Source organism: Methylophilus sp. YYY-1 (genome assembly GCF_029132825.1).
Classification (GTDB): domain Bacteria; phylum Pseudomonadota; class Gammaproteobacteria; order Burkholderiales; family Methylophilaceae; genus Methylophilus; species Methylophilus glucosoxydans.
This window is the reverse complement of sequence record NZ_WOVG01000003.1, coordinates 47,769-62,747: the sequence shown is the minus strand read 5'-3', so window position 1 is coordinate 62,747 and position 14,979 is coordinate 47,769. Positions and strand designations below refer to the sequence as shown.

Annotated in this window: 17 protein-coding genes; 5 read left to right on the top strand and 12 right to left on the bottom strand. The window is 51.2% G+C overall.

Translation table 11 applies throughout. From position 1 onward, the window contains the following. Nucleotides 1-78: 78 nt before the first annotated feature. The 8 genes from GOC95_RS09535 to ribA all read right to left on the bottom strand — a co-directional run bounded on the left by GOC95_RS09535 (nucleotide 79) and on the right by ribA (nucleotide 7,831). On the bottom strand, nucleotides 79-375 hold the full coding sequence (locus GOC95_RS09535; protein WP_275356846.1) for a hypothetical protein: 297 nt from the start codon (nucleotides 373-375) through the stop codon (nucleotides 79-81). Between the two features lie 71 nt (nucleotides 376-446). Next, nucleotides 447-713 (bottom strand): hypothetical protein, encoded by a 267-nt coding sequence (locus tag GOC95_RS09530; protein WP_275356845.1) that lies wholly within the window; start codon nucleotides 711-713, stop codon nucleotides 447-449. A 428-nt stretch (nucleotides 714-1,141) separates the two neighbouring features. Continuing rightward, nucleotides 1,142-2,242 carry a hypothetical protein gene (locus GOC95_RS09525; RefSeq protein ID WP_275356844.1) on the bottom strand — a complete coding sequence of 367 codons (1,101 nt, stop codon included), beginning with the start codon at nucleotides 2,240-2,242 and terminating at the stop codon, nucleotides 1,142-1,144. A 669-nt stretch (nucleotides 2,243-2,911) separates the two neighbouring features. Further along, a complete protein-coding gene (locus tag GOC95_RS09520) occupies nucleotides 2,912-3,265 on the bottom strand; it encodes a hypothetical protein (protein ID WP_275356843.1) in 354 nt (117 codons plus the stop codon). 399 nt (nucleotides 3,266-3,664) lie between these two features. After that, nucleotides 3,665-4,936, bottom strand: a complete 1,272-nt coding sequence (locus tag GOC95_RS09515) for an aminotransferase class I/II-fold pyridoxal phosphate-dependent enzyme (RefSeq protein ID WP_275356842.1) — start codon at nucleotides 4,934-4,936, stop codon at nucleotides 3,665-3,667. Nucleotides 4,937-5,030: 94 nt separating this feature from the next. Then, on the bottom strand, nucleotides 5,031-6,260 hold the full coding sequence (locus tag GOC95_RS09510) for an SfnB family sulfur acquisition oxidoreductase (protein WP_275356841.1): 1,230 nt from the start codon (nucleotides 6,258-6,260) through the stop codon (nucleotides 5,031-5,033). A 21-nt stretch (nucleotides 6,261-6,281) separates the two neighbouring features. Then, nucleotides 6,282-6,914 carry an OmpW family outer membrane protein gene (locus GOC95_RS09505; RefSeq protein ID WP_275356840.1) on the bottom strand — a complete coding sequence of 211 codons (633 nt, stop codon included), beginning with the start codon at nucleotides 6,912-6,914 and terminating at the stop codon, nucleotides 6,282-6,284. Between the two features lie 311 nt (nucleotides 6,915-7,225). Then, the gene (gene ribA, locus GOC95_RS09500; RefSeq protein WP_275356839.1) at nucleotides 7,226-7,831 is read right to left on the bottom strand and encodes a GTP cyclohydrolase II; all 606 of its coding nucleotides are present in this window, start codon (nucleotides 7,829-7,831) and stop codon (nucleotides 7,226-7,228) included. Between the two features lie 239 nt (nucleotides 7,832-8,070). Here ribA and GOC95_RS09495 point away from each other — a divergent pair, with 239 nt between their 5' ends. From GOC95_RS09495 to GOC95_RS09485, 3 genes are read left to right on the top strand one after another with little or no spacing between them, the layout of a single operon-like run. Further along, nucleotides 8,071-8,346: a PepSY domain-containing protein gene (locus GOC95_RS09495; protein WP_275356838.1), complete on the top strand. Its 276-nt coding sequence runs from the start codon at nucleotides 8,071-8,073 to the stop codon at nucleotides 8,344-8,346. Beyond that, a complete protein-coding gene (locus GOC95_RS09490) occupies nucleotides 8,346-9,011 on the top strand; it encodes a response regulator transcription factor (RefSeq protein WP_275356837.1) in 666 nt (221 codons plus the stop codon). The genes GOC95_RS09495 and GOC95_RS09490 overlap by 1 nt, the downstream gene beginning before the upstream one ends. Then, the gene (locus GOC95_RS09485; protein WP_194747029.1) at nucleotides 9,008-10,342 is read left to right on the top strand and encodes an ATP-binding protein; all 1,335 of its coding nucleotides are present in this window, start codon (nucleotides 9,008-9,010) and stop codon (nucleotides 10,340-10,342) included. Before GOC95_RS09490 ends, GOC95_RS09485 begins: the two co-directional genes overlap by 4 nt. 17 nt (nucleotides 10,343-10,359) lie before the next feature. Here the strand turns inward: GOC95_RS09485 and GOC95_RS09480 are convergent, their stop codons facing one another. Then, the gene (locus tag GOC95_RS09480) at nucleotides 10,360-10,689 is read right to left on the bottom strand and encodes a PepSY domain-containing protein (protein ID WP_275356836.1); all 330 of its coding nucleotides are present in this window, start codon (nucleotides 10,687-10,689) and stop codon (nucleotides 10,360-10,362) included. Nucleotides 10,690-10,908: 219 nt separating this feature from the next. Here GOC95_RS09480 and GOC95_RS09475 point away from each other — a divergent pair, with 219 nt between their 5' ends. Then, the gene (locus GOC95_RS09475; protein WP_194747027.1) at nucleotides 10,909-11,166 is read left to right on the top strand and encodes a hypothetical protein; all 258 of its coding nucleotides are present in this window, start codon (nucleotides 10,909-10,911) and stop codon (nucleotides 11,164-11,166) included. Between the two features lie 6 nt (nucleotides 11,167-11,172). On the opposite strand, the gene GOC95_RS09470 is transcribed toward GOC95_RS09475, so the two are convergent. From GOC95_RS09470 to GOC95_RS09460, 3 genes are read right to left on the bottom strand one after another with little or no spacing between them, the layout of a single operon-like run. Further along, a complete protein-coding gene (locus GOC95_RS09470) occupies nucleotides 11,173-11,625 on the bottom strand; it encodes a response regulator (RefSeq protein ID WP_194747026.1) in 453 nt (150 codons plus the stop codon). Further along, nucleotides 11,622-13,604 (bottom strand): ATP-binding protein, encoded by a 1,983-nt coding sequence (locus GOC95_RS09465; RefSeq protein ID WP_275356835.1) that lies wholly within the window; start codon nucleotides 13,602-13,604, stop codon nucleotides 11,622-11,624. Before GOC95_RS09465 ends, GOC95_RS09470 begins: the two co-directional genes overlap by 4 nt. A gap of 2 nt (nucleotides 13,605-13,606) precedes the next feature. Next, nucleotides 13,607-14,407, bottom strand: coding sequence for a LuxR C-terminal-related transcriptional regulator (locus GOC95_RS09460; RefSeq protein WP_194747024.1), 801 nt, complete (start codon nucleotides 14,405-14,407; stop codon nucleotides 13,607-13,609). 154 nt (nucleotides 14,408-14,561) lie between these two features. On the opposite strand from GOC95_RS09460, the gene GOC95_RS09455 reads away from it, so the two are divergent. Further along, nucleotides 14,562-14,843, top strand: a complete 282-nt coding sequence (locus tag GOC95_RS09455) for a hypothetical protein (RefSeq protein ID WP_275356834.1) — start codon at nucleotides 14,562-14,564, stop codon at nucleotides 14,841-14,843. Nucleotides 14,844-14,979 lie beyond the last annotated feature (136 nt).

Below are 14,979 nucleotides of genomic sequence, written 5' to 3'. Positions count from 1 at the left end.
GCGAATGAATAAAAAAAACCGCCCAAAAAAACAGGCGGATAACACAGAGAGATTTAAAATCGTTTGGTAAATCAGGCGTTAGTCAGGGTTATGAGGTGCAACATATGGCCGTTTACCAATAAAATTCATTTGATGTTGATTATGTTTCATCAGTTTCTTTTCAGCTTGTTCCGGGTCCTCAGCCACTAAACCAGTGCCTTCCCAGGCTTGATCAGCACCCTTGGCTGGCTTATCAATAATTTTGTTGTAGGGACGTTTCCCGATAAAGTGATTGTGATGCGACTGGCCTACACTTTGCTCGTTATCTGGTAAGTCAGCTGCATTTACTTGCGCCACAAAGCCTAAAGCCAATACGGTTAAAAATAATTTTTTCATTTGTAATCTCCTAAATTTGTCCTAAAGCATTTGGGGCGCTTCACCTGTTCACGTGGACCCTATGCCGTGGATTAAAAAGCGCGTTTACCAAGCATGTGCAGTTTTTGCACTTCATGAACGTTCGCACGTCCGTTGTTACCATCCACCACCAGTGTCGCGCCTACCCAGGGTTGCTCACCGTCAGCTTTGGCAACCACTGGTTGAGCATATGGACGCTTACTCAAAAAGTGTTGAGCAGTTTGTACTTTTTCAATCCCACCATTTTGTTCAACCGCCACCACTGGGGCAGCAACAATAAAACCACTTACTAAAGCCATTGCAGAAATAACGTTACGCATGTTTGTTCTCCTATCTGTTAGTCAATGTGATGGCAATCTTTTAAAACTTTGCTCAATCACGATGGTTTGCATTATGCGCGGACTTTTTCCATAAATCGTCTATAGATGTAGGTAGGTTGGTATATACCAAACAGCATACTTGGATTGCTTTAAGTATAGGAAAAATCAGAGCTGAGATGAGCTATTGTCTAGTCTCAACGAGGATTCGATAGTCACAATAACGGTGTAGCAATAGGGTAGCTACCCGTAGCGCAAAGCGCACATCGTCATCACATAAAAACCGTTGCTTACTGTAAGTGACTACTGTGAAAGGTAACTTGCTTTAGAAGGGTTGGCGCGTTGGTGATCCGACATTGAATCAATTTGCGTGGGATTGAACACGTGGGCAACAAGTTGCGTACACTACAGGGCTGATATCTAACGCCCAGTTAGGCCTCATCGTCACCAAACGCAAGCTCGAACTCCTGTGCATGAACAAGCAGGTTACCAGGTTCAGCATTTATGCTGAGGCGATGGTACAGCTGCTCCAGTTCTTCATACGGAACCGGCCGGGAGCCTACTTTGTTGTAGGTGAACATGTATTCGAACGCAGTTCCAGACAAGGACGTGCGACGAACCCCATCGAAGTCAAGGACGGGTGTATTAAAACGATTCGTCTTTGCGCACTCTTCAATCTTGCATATAGGAAGATGCTCTCCGCTGCTAATCAATTTTTGGTCCGGATTCTGAAGTTTGTCTGTGGGGCGCAAAAATGCAGCACAGTGGGGGAATCGGTACGGTGCTTTAACACTTTCGATGGTGCAAAGACCACCGTCACAGACTACAGATTTGAGTTTCGCTAATTGTGACTGCATGCGCGGATCATTTAGGCTGAGACTCTGCTTCTCCCAAATTTTGTACTGCACAAACACCAATGTGGCGCTATCGGTAGAAGGATCATGTCGCTCATACAGAACGTCCGCGCCAGACACGTGTTCAGGTTTGTCGGGATGAAAGATATGCACTCGAAGCGCATTCCCATCGGGTAGCTCAAAGGCTTTGTAACCTTTGCCATTGCCGAGAGTCGGAAGTCCCGCAGGAAACGCGTTTGTATCCCGCGCAATAAGTTGGGTTTCAGTGTGCGCGGGCGGAGCAATCTCGTCGCGCGCTCGACGGAGCGTCTTGAGCCGATTTTTTAATTGATCGACACGTCCCTTCTCTTTGGACTTTTTGGCCAACTCAAGTAATTGCACGAGTTCTGAAATATCTTCGTCAAGCAAGCCAAGCGGGTGAATTGGGTTGCCCGCTGCTTCGCTTTTCAATCGGGCACGCTGCCGGTATTCCCGTGCAGTATTTGATTCATTCGCCTGGCGAAGAATGCTTGACTCATCGCCCAAAAGTGCTGGGTAGAGGGCGGCACCGAACTCAAACGCTTCAGCGTAAGTAGACTTTGACATACTGCCTTTGGTCGAAATCTTCAAAAGTTCACGGAATGCGCTGAGCGCTATCCATTCTGCGTCTATACGAGGGTCGGGTTGCAATTTGTTCATCCGTTGAATTTCTCGTTTAGGACTGTAAAAGGCCTAACGTTTGATATAATGGGCGCGCTTTAGCGCGTCACGCTTGATGGATAAGGCCACATTAGTGGAAGAAATTCTCTGGCCAGAATTGCTCAGGGAGATGGTGTCGAATCAGTGCTGCCTGTTGTTGAAAGCCTCTATTTTCCAGCTCCCTAAGAAAGTGAGGCCAAGGAGGGATATTGCTCATGTACGGCTTAGAGTCTGGTCCAGCGTACATTCCACCACTGGGGCCAGCGTAAAGGCCGCCGCCTACTCCTGTATACAGTCCCCCGCCAACACCTGTGTATAAGCCACCACCTACACCAGTATACAGTCCCCCACCTACACCTGTGTAAAGACCTCCCCCAACTCCGGTATACAGTCCCCCACCTACACCTGTGTAACAACCACCGCCAATCCCAGTGTATGCCCCGCCACCAACACCAGTGTACAAGCCACCACCTACGCCAGTATATGCACCCCCGCCGACACCTGTATATATGTTACGTACCCATTTGCTATCTGTCATATCACACCTTTAATGTAATGTTTTAGGCATAACGTTTGAGATAAGGGGCTGGCGACAATTTATCGCATACCCTCGTTATTGAAAACTGGTTCATCGAAGAACTCTTTCGCCAGTCCCGCTTAATTGATGGGTTAGGGATTGCGACCATATTGACCAATTATTTTGATTTTACTTTCTTGGACCCAACCGATGAAATCTTCTCCATCCTTGCTAATAAACATAACATTTGCCCAGTTGCCGTAAGATTTATAAACGGTAAGTGAATCACCGTTAATTACAAATACTCCTTTGATTTGGCACTTGCTTTTTGGAGCGCTATGGAAATAAAGTCGGCTATTTCCAATGACTTTGGCCACCAATGGAGGGCGATAGTTTTTTTCAGCATTATCTACTGTGGATGCAAGTTTGGAACATTCATATTCGCTCGCATAACCGAGTGATATAACAGTGCAAAGAAAGGACAAGATAAATACACGAAAAAACACTTTAACCCCTAACGTAATATATATAACGAAATCGGTGTATAACTTATTCTCTATATTCGATATTTCTATGAATATCTAGCATGTGTTTATATTAATAGTTTTTATTTACATATCATGCATGAAACACACCTGCTGGTTGCACCATTTAAAGCTTTTTATGATTACTAAAGTCAAACTGATTATCTTCAAGCTTTTACAAAAATGCAATATTAAATATATGCTGGTAAAAGCAGTCGCGACTATTAACCCTCAAGGGGTTGCTGTTCATTTCTGATCAAGCTAACTGATTGTTGGAAAACAGCCATGTGCTGTTAATTTAAGAAAAAAGCGCAACATCTCTGCTGCGCTCTTATAGTTAGCCACAATATCAAAACTGACATGGCCGATTTGCGATCAATCTTAAACTTTAGACAACGCCTGCTCCAAATCCGCAATCAAATCATCAATATGTTCAATGCCTACCGATAATCTGACCATATCTTCACTTACGCCAGCGCGTGCCAGTTCCTCAGCATTAAGCTGACGGTGGGTGGTAGTGGCCGGGTGACAAGCGAGACTTTTGGCATCGCCGATATTGACCAGGCGCGTGAACAGCTGCAAGGCATCAATAAAGCGGGTGCCGCCTTCGCGGCCGTCTTGCACGCCAAAAGACAAGATGCCTGAGGCGTGGCCGTTGAGGTATTTTTTCACCAGTGAATGATCGGGATGGTCTGCAAGCCCGGCGTATCTGACCCATTTTACTTTGGGGTGTTGTTTCAGGTAATTTGCGACGGCCAGCGCGTTGGTGCTGTGGCGCTCGATTCTGAGGGCCAGCGTTTCCAGGCCTTGCAAAATCAAAAAGCTGTTAAACGGGCTGATGGCGGCGCCGGTATTGCGCAAAGGCACGACGCGGGCGCGGGCGATGTAGGCGGCGGGGCCTAATGCCTCTACATAGTTGACACCGTGGTAGCTGGGGTCTGGGGTGTTGAGGCTGGGGAAGCGCTCAGCGTGTTCTCCCCACGGGAATTTGCCGCTATCGACAATGATGCCGCCTATGGAGTTGCCGTGACCGCCGATATATTTGGTCAGCGAGTGCACCACGATATCCACGCCATGCTCAAATGGCCGCGACAAAATCGGCGTGGCGACGGTGTTATCGACAATCACCGGCACGCCATGTTTGTGCGCAGCCGCGCTGATGGCGGCGAGATCGACCACATTGCCGAGCGGGTTACCTATGGTTTCAGCAAACACCAGTTTGGTACGGCTGTCGATGAGTTTTTCTAAAGAGGCCGGATCGCGGTAATCAAAAAACCTGACTTCAATGCCTTGTTTGGGCAAGGTGTGCGCAAAAAAGTTATAGGTGCCGCCATACAGCGTCGAGACTGAGACGATATTATCGCCTGCCTCGGCAATGGTTTGAATGGCATAAGTGATGGCGGCCATGCCGGAAGCCAGCGCCAGTGCGCCTATGCCGCCCTCCAGTTGTGCCAGGCGCTCCTCAAGTACTGCAGTGGTCGGGTTCATGATGCGCGTATAAATATTACCTTGCACCTTGAGGTCAAATAAATCTGCGCCGTGTTGCGTGTTATCAAAAGCGTAAGAGGTTGTCTGATAAAGCGGGACCGCAACCGCCTTGGTGGTCGGGTCCGGGCGATAGCCGCCATGAATGGAAAGGGTTTCTTGTTTCATCGCTCAGCTCCTGTAAGGATTGTTGTGATTTATTGTATTGGTATTAAAGTATAACCCCGGTGTTAAGCTGGGGTTATACCGTTTGCTTACATGCTTATAACCAAGGGTGACGGGGCGGATTTACCTGGTTTAAATAGTAGTTACCGATGGCATGAAACTTCCAGCGCACTGGGTCGTGCAGGGTATGCGTACGCGCATTGCGCCAGTGGCGGTCAAGGTTGAGCTCCTCTAGCGTTGAGCGCGTGCCGCTGAGTTCAAACAGTTTGTTACCTGCTAATAGCGCGATCTCGGTGGTAAGCACTTTGGCTTCTGCCACGGCAATTGAGGCTGCCGCTACATTGGTTTCATTGGCTTCCGCTGCACCTCTCGTCAAGGCATCGGCGGCGCGGTCTAGCAAGGCTTCTGCTGCATGCAGGCGCAATTCGAGGTCGCCAATTTGCTGGATAGTGTAAGGGTCATCGCTGGCATTCTGGATATCCTTGGCATCTATCCATGGCCGCGCAGACTGTTTCACATATTCCAATGTCGCGGCTATCGTACCGACAGCAATACCTGCATCGACCGCTGCCTGAATAAACTGCGAGCTGGGTCCGGCGATGGTCGGGCGGGCAAAGGCTTGGTAAATCGGCACCACATGTTCTGCAGGCACTTTTACGGCTTCAATCACCACGGTTCCGCTGGCGGTGGTGCGTTGACCAAAGCTGGACCAGTCATTGATCACTGTCAGCCCAGGGGTACCTTGTTTGGCTAGCGCCAAGTACGGCAGACCTTCTTCAGTGGCCGCTACAATTGGAATCCAGTGGGCAAGCAAGGCGCCAGTGGCAAAAAACTTGGTGCCATTGACGACAAAACCTTCGCCATGCGGGGTGATGCGGGTGGAAAACTCGACCACCGTGCGGCTGCCTTTTTCTGAGAAGGCATTGCCAAAGCGAGCGCCTTTGAGCACCAGCTCAAAAAAGAACTGCTTCTGGCTCTCGCTGGCATCCAGGATCAGATGCTCGATAATGACAAAATGGTTTTGCGGTAATTGGCCCAGTGAAGGGTCCGCCGCAGAAATAATTTTTATCACTTCGCCCAAGGTGCGATAAGAGACGCCCGCGCCGCCGTAGGCTTTGGGGATGGTGATAGCCCACAGGCCGCTTTGCGAATATGCGTCCAGTTCGGCCACTGGCAAACGGCGCTCTCGGTCGCGCGCAGAGGCTTCCTTGGCAAAGGTCTCTGCTAACTGTTTTGCAACGGCAATCGCCTCTTCGTCACTGCGAATGCGGTGTGCCGCCGGGAGCGTGTCTAATGCTGGTATGGCAAGTGTATTGGATTGACTCATGAGGGTTCCTTTCACGGGAGATTAAAAGCGATAGCCGACAGTAAGGCTGTAAACCGTGGGGTTGATCTCCACTTTGCCAACATTGGCGCCATTGATTTCTGTGCGCGTATCAATGCGTGCATAGCGGATATCACCGCCCACAGACCAATGCTCGTCAATGGCAACATCTACCCCCGCTTGCACTGCGGGCCCCCAGGAGCTGCCGAGTGACAGTTTGGCGCCGTTATCGAGTTTTTCATCAAGAAAACGTGTGTAGTTGATGCCGAGCCCAACAAATGGCCGTATGGTCGCTTCTGGCCGGAAGTGGTATTGCAGGCTGAGGATGGGCGGCAAATGTTTGGTAGAGCCAGCACGCTCGCCATTGACGTTGATCTGGTGCTTGAAGGCGAGTCCGCCCAACAGATCGATTGCCCAGTGCGGCGTCAAGTAGTAGCCAATATTGAAGGTCGGGCCGGTTTGACTATCCACCGTCACAGCAGCGGTGTTTTGGATAATACGGCCATTGTGGGATTGAGGATCAATCAATGAAATCCCCGCACGTAATTGCCATGGCGACAGGTTTGTGTCCGCGTGCACGGTGGCAGTAATCATCGACAGAGAGAGGCCGATGGCGATCAAAGGGGAATGGGTAAAGAATGGAAATGCATGTTTCAAGATAAAACTCCTTCTGGTTTTCAAGTCGGCTGTCATGCAGGTACTGCACCACTCGTACGTCAAGAAGGTGACCTAGCTTAACGATCCTTTGCAGAAAGCGTGCCAGGGTAAGATTTTATTAAAAACAAAGACTTATAATTTTTTTGCGTATGAATGACATGCTTTTTGAAAAGCAGCTTGCTGTCAGCGTGCCCTGACAAAAGCAGGCCGCATGCGGATTGAATAAGCGTTTAAGACTGAAACAGGCGTTGCCGGTGTCGGCAAATGCTGGGAAGAAGGGCGGTATCAGAGGGCGATGAAGCGGGTTGCCTTTAAGCAGGTAAATCTGGCAGTAAATGCCCTAACTTGTTGACCTTGGTTTGCAGGTACTTCAGATTGTCAGGCGTAGGCGGCGTGAGCAATGGCACTTGCTGCGCAACGCTGATGCCTAGCGATTGCAAGGCCGTGCGTTTTTCCTGATTATTGGAAAGTAACTGGATCGTGTTGATCTCAAAGTATTGCAGCATCTCTGCGGCCGCTTCGTAGGTGCGGGCATCCACCGGCAACCCGAGGGCAATATTCGCCTCTACGGTATCCAGGCCTTGGTCTTGCAGCGCATAGGCGCGCATTTTGTTATTGAGGCCAATGCCGCGGCCTTCGTGGTTTTTTAAATACAGGATCAGGCCCAGGCCGGTTTGCTGGATCAGGCGTTGCGCGTGGTGCAACTGTTCACCACAATCACAGCGTGTTGAGCCAAACACATCGCCGGTTAAACATTCGGAATGCACCCTGACCAGCGGCGACTGCGCGCCTTGCAGGTTGCCGCAGGCCAGCGCAACATGTTCGAGGCCATTGCGGTTATCGGTAAAGACATGGATATCAAACTCGCCAAACTGGGTAGGTAAGCGGGCGGTGGAGCTGTGAGATAAAAATTGCATGATGCGTTGGGCGTTGGAGATGTGTGCCAAACCAATATTGTAGCTGCAACCGGCTTTTTAAAGGGCGGGTTTTGAAATAATCCGTCGTCTGCGGCCATGCAGCCAGGTCATGGCCCAATTTAAGCTTGGTTTAAGATGAATGCTGTTAAACTTTTGGGCATAGTCTCTGTTGCAGGAGTTGGATAAGCATGGTTGGGATGCCCCGTCGCGCCAGGAGAGTACTTCTCGCGCTTTTGATCATGAGCACTACATTAGCCTGCTTGCCGCAGGCAGATTCAGGGGAAAGCCCTGCCAATGCCGGCCGCCTGTCTGCCAAAGGTAAAATTCTGAGTCTGGAAAAAATCTCTCAAAAAGCCAGAGCTTACAAACCCGGTGAAATTCTCGAGGTTGAGCTGGAGAAGAAACATGGCCGCTACGTGTATGAGATCGACATACTGGATGCGGGTAGCCAGGTGTGGGAGCTGAAACTGGACGCCAAGACCGGGCAGCTGCTAAAAATGGAGCAGGACGACTGATGCGGTTGCTATTAGTAGAAGATGATGCTTTGTTGGGCGCACAGCTGCAGCTGTCACTTGCACAGGCGGGCTACGCTTGCGATTGGTTGCAAGCGGGCGTTGAAGCCGCGATACAGGGTAGCCTGGAACCTTATGATCTGGCGATTCTGGATTTGGGCTTGCCGGACCGTCCGGGCATGGACATTCTGGCCGAGTGGCGGCGCAAGGGGCTGGCGTTGCCGGTGATTGTTCTGACCGCGCGTAGCAGCTGGCAGGAAAAAGTCGAAGCCTTTCATGTGGGCGCCGATGACTATGTGACCAAGCCCTTTCACTTGCAGGAGCTAATTGCCAGATTGGCGGCCGTACATAAACGCACGGTGGGGGTGGTCAGTGGTGAGTTGGTGGTGGACGATCTGCGTTTGGATGAGCAAACGCAAACGGTGTGGCAAGCGCAGCGCGCGCACGTGTTGACGGGCACCGAGTTCAGGCTGTTACGTTATCTGATGCTGCATCCCGGGCGTATTTTTTCTAAAACCGAGCTCACCGAACACGTGTACGCCTATGATGCAGACAAGGACAGTAATGTGATCGAAGTCTATGTGAACCGCTTGCGGCACAAGATCGGCGCTGACCGTATCCAGACCCGGCGCGGTCAGGGCTATGTGTTGGTCGTGCAGGCAGCATGAAGTCCTTACGCACGCAATTGTCGCTAGGGTTGACGCTCAGCCTGGTGGGGTTGCTGACGCTGCAATGGGCGGTGGTGACGTTTACCATAGATCACCTGATCCAGTCGCAGATGACGGCGCGCATGCAGCAGGAAGCAGAAGGGGTGCTCGCCGGTGTTACAGTTAATGCGCACGGGCAATTGGTCTTGGCCCCGCATGTGATGACGGCGGCATACCAGCGTCCTTTTTCCGGGCGTTATTTTATTGTGATGCTGGACCAGTCTAAAACCCAATCCCGCTCGTGGTGGGATGTGAACTTGCCGGTGAGCGCGCTCAAGGTGGGTGAAGAGCGGGTCATGCACGTGACCGGCCCTGAGTCGCAGCCATTGTTGTTATTGGGGCATGGCTACCGCAAGCAGCAGCGAACCATCACGATTTATATCGCCGAAAGCCTGGTGGAATTGCAGCAAAGTTTGCGCATGTTTCATTGGTTGTATGGCGTGTTTTCCTTGCTGGGGTTGCTGGCACTGCTCGCCTTGCAGCGCTGGATTGTCGTGAATACGCTCCATCCCTTACAGCAGATCAAGGAAAGCCTGGCAAAAGTGGCCAGTGGCGAGCTGCAGCAGATGAATGCCAGCGGTCCGGCCGAAGTCATGCCGCTCATCAATGAGTTTAACCGTATCCTCAAAAGTGCCAGCCAGAAAACCCGGCGCTCGCGGCTGGCTATCGGCAATCTGGCCCATGGGCTTAAAACCCGACTCGCGCAGTTACAGTTGTTGTCAGGGGACGCCTCACTAGAGAGTGATGCCCAGTGGCGGCACATGGTACAAAGCTGCGCCGACGAAATTTATCAGGATGTGGAGCGCGAATTAAAACGGGCGCGCTTGATGGGCGATGCCTATACCAGCCAAACCACGGACCTCGAACTGGTGCTACCCACGCTGGTGGCGACCCTGCAAAAAATCTATAGCGAAAAGACCGTAGGATTTGCCTGGCAGCACGACGGTCAGCCGCGCGTGATGATAGATCGCGAAGACATGCTGGAACTACTTGGGAATGTGCTGGATAACGCGTTTAAATGGTGCCGCAGCCAGGTTCAGTTAAATATCTCGGTGCAGGCGGAGATACACATCATTGTTGAAGACGATGGGCCCGGTAGCCAGGCTTCAGAACTGGCGGCCTTGCTGCAACGTGGCATGCGTATGGACGAATCCAAGCCGGGCAGCGGATTGGGTCTGGCCATCGTGCAGGATATTGTGCAGCATTATCAGGGCAGCATCGTACTCGACCATTCGCCTCGGCTGGGCGGACTGCGGGTGACATTCACGCTCAGGCCCGGCGTGCAGGCCTAAGCGCTTGAGTCGGTCCGTTAAAACCAGTCGCGGTTGAGGCTATTCACTTTGCCAGTCTTGGCATCCAGCGTGACTTCCCACTCTTTGCCCTTGGCATCGACGATTTCCACTTCGTAGTCCCAGCCATCTCTAAATTTGCGGCGTTCCAGCTCTATCTCCTTTACCACGCCAGGCTTGGCTGCCAGGGCTTTGGTCTGTGCCTCCTGTTGAGAAATCAGGCCGAACGCTTTTACCATTTGTTCCATTTTCTGCATATCGTCTTCATCGTCGTCGTCAGCCCAAGCTGGCTGCAACAAGCTGCTGGCAATTAGCAGGCTACTCAATACATAAGGCAGTATTTTGTTCATTTGGGGCTCCTTGTTTCACAATGAACCGTCAAGATACCTGCGCAGCCTTAACTCAAGCTGAAAAGCCCTTTATTCAAGAAGTCTTTTTTAATTCATATTTTTTTAATATTTGCAAGGCTGTTGTAAGGGATTGTGTGCAGAATGACACTTACAGAATCCGTTAAGCCTCATTTGTTAAGCAAGACGGCCCTCGTAACCACTTAAAGACAGGAGTTTCAAATGAATATTTCTAAATCATTGGTTGTTGTGGGTATGGCATTATTCACTGTTGCAGGAACTGCATTAGCGGATCAGAGCATCCCTGTTCAGCAACAAAACTTTGGTAAACGCCCATTAACAGTAAATGCGACTGCTGAAAAATCAGAACAGGCTTGGGAAGGCACCGGCTTGAAGGTAACTGATCCGGCACAAAGCGTTGCACAGCATCAGCGTCAATTATTAAATCTGCGCTTTGCCAGCAAACGCGCTTATCAATAAGGGTGCTTACTGATAGCCCGGCAATTGCAAATCAGGTTGATGTTGCTTGAGCTGGGTGAATAACCAGCGCGTCTCCAGCAGAATCCAGACGCGTAACATGGCCTCCATGGGGTCAAAAGGTTTGGTTAAAAAATCTTTTGCCCCCAGGGCCAGCGCCCGTCTACGGGTGGCGATGGTCGCATCCGCAGTCAGTACCAGCACCGGCAAGTATTCATTGTGGCCGACATGATGCGAGAGCTGGTCGAGCACGGCAAACCCGTCCAGTACCGGCATCATCAAATCCAGCAAGATTAAATCAGGTTGAAAGGCGTTGACCAGATCCATGGTCTTGGTTGGGTCTGTGGTGCTGATCACCTGCTCAAATCCTTCTTTGGTCAGCAGCTCTTCGAGTAAGCGCAAGTTGGCTTCAGCATCATCAATAATCAGAATTTTGGACGCACGCAGTTGTTCTATGTTCATGAGACAGACTCTGGTAATAATTTAAGCAATAGGTGGTTGAAACTGGCTACGTTTAATGGCTTGGTAAAATAATGAGTAATGCCCAGCTGACTCAAACGCTCCCTGGTTTCCGGCAAGGCATCCGCACTTAACACGACGATGGGCATGGACTGCAAGGACTGCCGCTCGGCCTGTATGTGCTGAATCAGTCTCTCCCCCGAACCGTCTGGCAAGTTGAGATCCAGCAATAGCAAATCTGGCTGCATATCCCTTAACCAAACCATGCTTTCCTGCAGGTTGGCAGCCAGATGCAGCTTGAGGTGACGGTGCTTGCTTACAATCGCTTCAATCAGGGCCTGGTTACTCGGGTTGTCTTCCACGTACAAAATAGGCCGTTTGCCGGTGGAAGGGGTGGTGACCGGCTGCACAGGCGCGCCTGGCTCCACCGGCGCAGACACATGCATGGGCTGGGGGTGTGCATTAGGCTGTGCCGGCAGGCTGATCCAGAATAGACTTTTATCTTCAGCAACCCCGATTTGCCCGCCCATGGCGTCCATCAGTTGTTTACTGAGCACCAGCCCCAAGCCGGTGCCTTCCGTCACGGTACGTTCGGCGCCAAGGCGGTCAAATGGCGTAAACAGCCGGGAGCGCATCGCGAGCGGAATGCCTTTGCCCGCATCCTCGACCTCTACGCGTACCTGACCATGCTGGGGGTAGGCCCTGAGCTTGACCACACTGTTTTCGGGGCCATATTTCAAGGCATTCGACAGCAGGTTAAGTACCACTTGCAGCAGCCGCTGACGGTCTGCCTGTACGGCCAGATCTGTTGCAAACTCGGTTTGGATAGTCATATCACGCACCTTTTCCAAGGGCTTGAGGTAGTGGTAAGCCTCTTCTAGCAGTCCATTTACCGAGACGTGTTCCAGCGCCATGTCAATATCGCCACTTTCAATCCGCGAGATGTCCAGCACCTCGTTAATCAGCTTTAACAGATGCTGGCCCGCATTATGAATCAAGGTTGCGCTGTCTTTTTGTCGCCCCTCGGGCAAGTCATTTTCCAGGATCTGGGCAAAGCCTAAAATGGCATTGAGTGGTGTACGCAACTCATGACTGGTGCGCGACAAAAAATTACTTTTTGCGGCACTGGCTTCTTCGGCTTCTACACGTGCCAGATGCGCCTCCTGTGCACTTTTAGTCAGCAATTGTGAGGCATGCTCCAACTCACTGGTCAGCTCACCGAGCTCGTCGCGGCTTATGCTGGGCAAGGCCAGTGGTTCACCTTTGACCAGATGGGTGGCACTGTCACGGATGGTCCTCACCCTGGCGACGATGGTCTGGCTGAATAGCCAGACACCGATCAGGGAACCCGCCACCCCGGCGATGACCGCCATCAGCGTAATGCGCAAATTGCGTTTGCGCTCAAAAATCACTTCTTTCTTGTCTTGCTCCACGATGGCTGATTCGCGCGCGCTCATTTGATTCAAATGGTTGCGCAATTGATTCAAGGCTTTGCCTTGTGAGGAAAACTTTGTAATCAGCGCCTGGTCGGCTTCCTGTGCTCGGTGACTGGCCATCACGGCCAGGTCTTCGAGGTTTTGGGCGACCAGCGGGTGAATGACATCGAGTAGGTGTTGTTGCGAGGCATCGTCCAGATTGGTTTCGAGTGAGTGCAGCAAATGCGGCATACTTTGCTTGGCACTTTCGTAGCCAGTCAGAAATTGCCGGTTACCCGTCAGTAAAAAGTCTCTTACGCCCGTGGAGGCTTCCAGCAACAAGGTTTGCAGGGTCTGGATATCCTGCTGGATTTGCAAGGCATTCTGCACCCGTCTTTCGAGCAGGGCTGCTTGCTGTTCACTCTCAAAAATCAGCGCCAGTGACGCCAGTAAGACTGTGAGCGGCAAGGCATTGAGCACGATCCCCTTGGTGGTGAGCGATAAATCCTGCCACAGCCGGTTCATGCGGTTGCTGAATTGGTGTAAGCCTGCCACGATCCACTGCATGTTTATAGCCCGTCGCTGCTAAAACCGGCTTCAACTGCCTTGACTGCAGCTTGTGTGCGGTCCCGCAAGTCCAGTTTGCTTAAAATACGTTCTACATGAATCTTGATCGTGCCCGGTGAAATGCCCAGCTTTTGCGCCAGGATGGCATTGCTGGCGCCGGAGGGCAACAAGGCAAAGACCTCGCGTTCGCGCGGGGTCAGTTTTTGCAGCACGCTGTCATCAATGCTAGTGGCAGTGCGGGTGGATTGTTGCAGGGCAAATCCAATCAATCCGCACAGGCTATGCAATAGCTGCAGATTGGCGGGGCTAAGTGGATTGCTGGTCATGAGTGCCAGCAGGCCAACCGCCCGCTGCTGGACGGCAATCGGCAGATGATAGCAATGCAAGGTGGGTGCTGTGCCTGCGGGCGGTTGTAGCGTCCATAAGCTGGCGACATATTGAGTATGCACTTCAAACGTGATTGGTTCCTTGAGCCATAGCGCCAGCGCACCCAGCATGGGGATACGCGCGCCCACCGGATAGGTATTGCCTCTTTGTGCCAGAATTTTAAGCGCCCCAGCATGCTGCTGGCTGATCAGAGCATGCGGCGCACCAAATTGTCCACTTAACTCATCCAGTACCCATTGCAGCAGGCTCTCTGACCAGCCATGACTGAATAATTGCTGCCCGAGCTTTTCAAACAGGCGTTCATGCGCGATTTGCACCTGATTTTGTTTGAGGGCGTTGCGCAGGGCAAATGCACTTTCCGTGGCAGGCGCATTTGCAGTATGGGGTATGGGTGAGTGAGCACTGTCGTTAGGCATATGCCATTTAGTATATACCGAACTCCGTATATTGGTTGATTTTTTATTGTCAGGACTCGTGCACAATGTTCGATCTGGTTATCAGACAACGCATTGTGGTGCAGGGGATACCCGGCGTCATTGAGATGAATCAGTGACACGAAAAGGATAAACAATGAAAAAATTATGGTTGGCAGTGATCGCTGCATTTGGTTTAATGGGTTCAGTCCATGCGGATGATGTTGACCAGGAGCAAGCGGTCAAGCAACAGCATCATCATAACTTTTTGAGCAAACGGCTTTATGCAAAAGTGCCGGTTGCCAAACAGGATGCCGATGGAAAATGGATTGGTGCAGGCATCGTGACTGACAAGCCTGAGAAGGGCTTTGACAAGCACCAGCAAATGCAACTGCATTTTATCGGCAGGCGTCCTTACACTGCGCCCATGGCTGACTAAGGCGGCACTGAACCAGGCAGCTTACAACCGTCAGCGCTGGTTCTATTCCCTCCGTTGCAATGTGGTGATCGCATGCCCTTGCATACTGGCGGTGCTAGTATTTGAAAAAATGATGATAAAAACGAATAAATTAAAA

Bases quoted from the DNA above. Each gene is read 5' to 3' on its own strand.
- GOC95_RS09535 (WP_275356846.1), bottom strand. From the start codon at position 375: ATGAAAAAATTATTTTTAACCGTATTGGCTTTAGGCTTTGTGGCGCAA.
- GOC95_RS09530 (WP_275356845.1), bottom strand. From the start codon at position 713: ATGCGTAACGTTATTTCTGCAATGGCTTTAGTAAGTGGTTTTATTGTT.
- GOC95_RS09525 (WP_275356844.1), bottom strand. From the start codon at position 2,242: ATGAACAAATTGCAACCCGACCCTCGTATAGACGCAGAATGGATAGCG.
- GOC95_RS09515 (WP_275356842.1), bottom strand. From the start codon at position 4,936: ATGAAACAAGAAACCCTTTCCATTCATGGCGGCTATCGCCCGGACCCG.
- GOC95_RS09510 (WP_275356841.1), bottom strand. From the start codon at position 6,260: ATGAGTCAATCCAATACACTTGCCATACCAGCATTAGACACGCTCCCG.
- ribA (WP_275356839.1), bottom strand. From the start codon at position 7,831: ATGCAATTTTTATCTCACAGCTCCACCGCCCGCTTACCTACCCAGTTT.
- GOC95_RS09495 (WP_275356838.1), top strand. From the start codon at position 8,071: ATGAGCACTACATTAGCCTGCTTGCCGCAGGCAGATTCAGGGGAAAGC.
- GOC95_RS09490 (WP_275356837.1), top strand. From the start codon at position 8,346: ATGCGGTTGCTATTAGTAGAAGATGATGCTTTGTTGGGCGCACAGCTG.
- GOC95_RS09485 (WP_194747029.1), top strand. From the start codon at position 9,008: ATGAAGTCCTTACGCACGCAATTGTCGCTAGGGTTGACGCTCAGCCTG.
- GOC95_RS09480 (WP_275356836.1), bottom strand. From the start codon at position 10,689: ATGAACAAAATACTGCCTTATGTATTGAGTAGCCTGCTAATTGCCAGC.
- GOC95_RS09475 (WP_194747027.1), top strand. From the start codon at position 10,909: ATGAATATTTCTAAATCATTGGTTGTTGTGGGTATGGCATTATTCACT.
- GOC95_RS09470 (WP_194747026.1), bottom strand. From the start codon at position 11,625: ATGAACATAGAACAACTGCGTGCGTCCAAAATTCTGATTATTGATGAT.
- GOC95_RS09465 (WP_275356835.1), bottom strand. From the start codon at position 13,604: ATGCAGTGGATCGTGGCAGGCTTACACCAATTCAGCAACCGCATGAAC.
- GOC95_RS09460 (WP_194747024.1), bottom strand. From the start codon at position 14,407: ATGCCTAACGACAGTGCTCACTCACCCATACCCCATACTGCAAATGCG.
- GOC95_RS09455 (WP_275356834.1), top strand. From the start codon at position 14,562: ATGAAAAAATTATGGTTGGCAGTGATCGCTGCATTTGGTTTAATGGGT.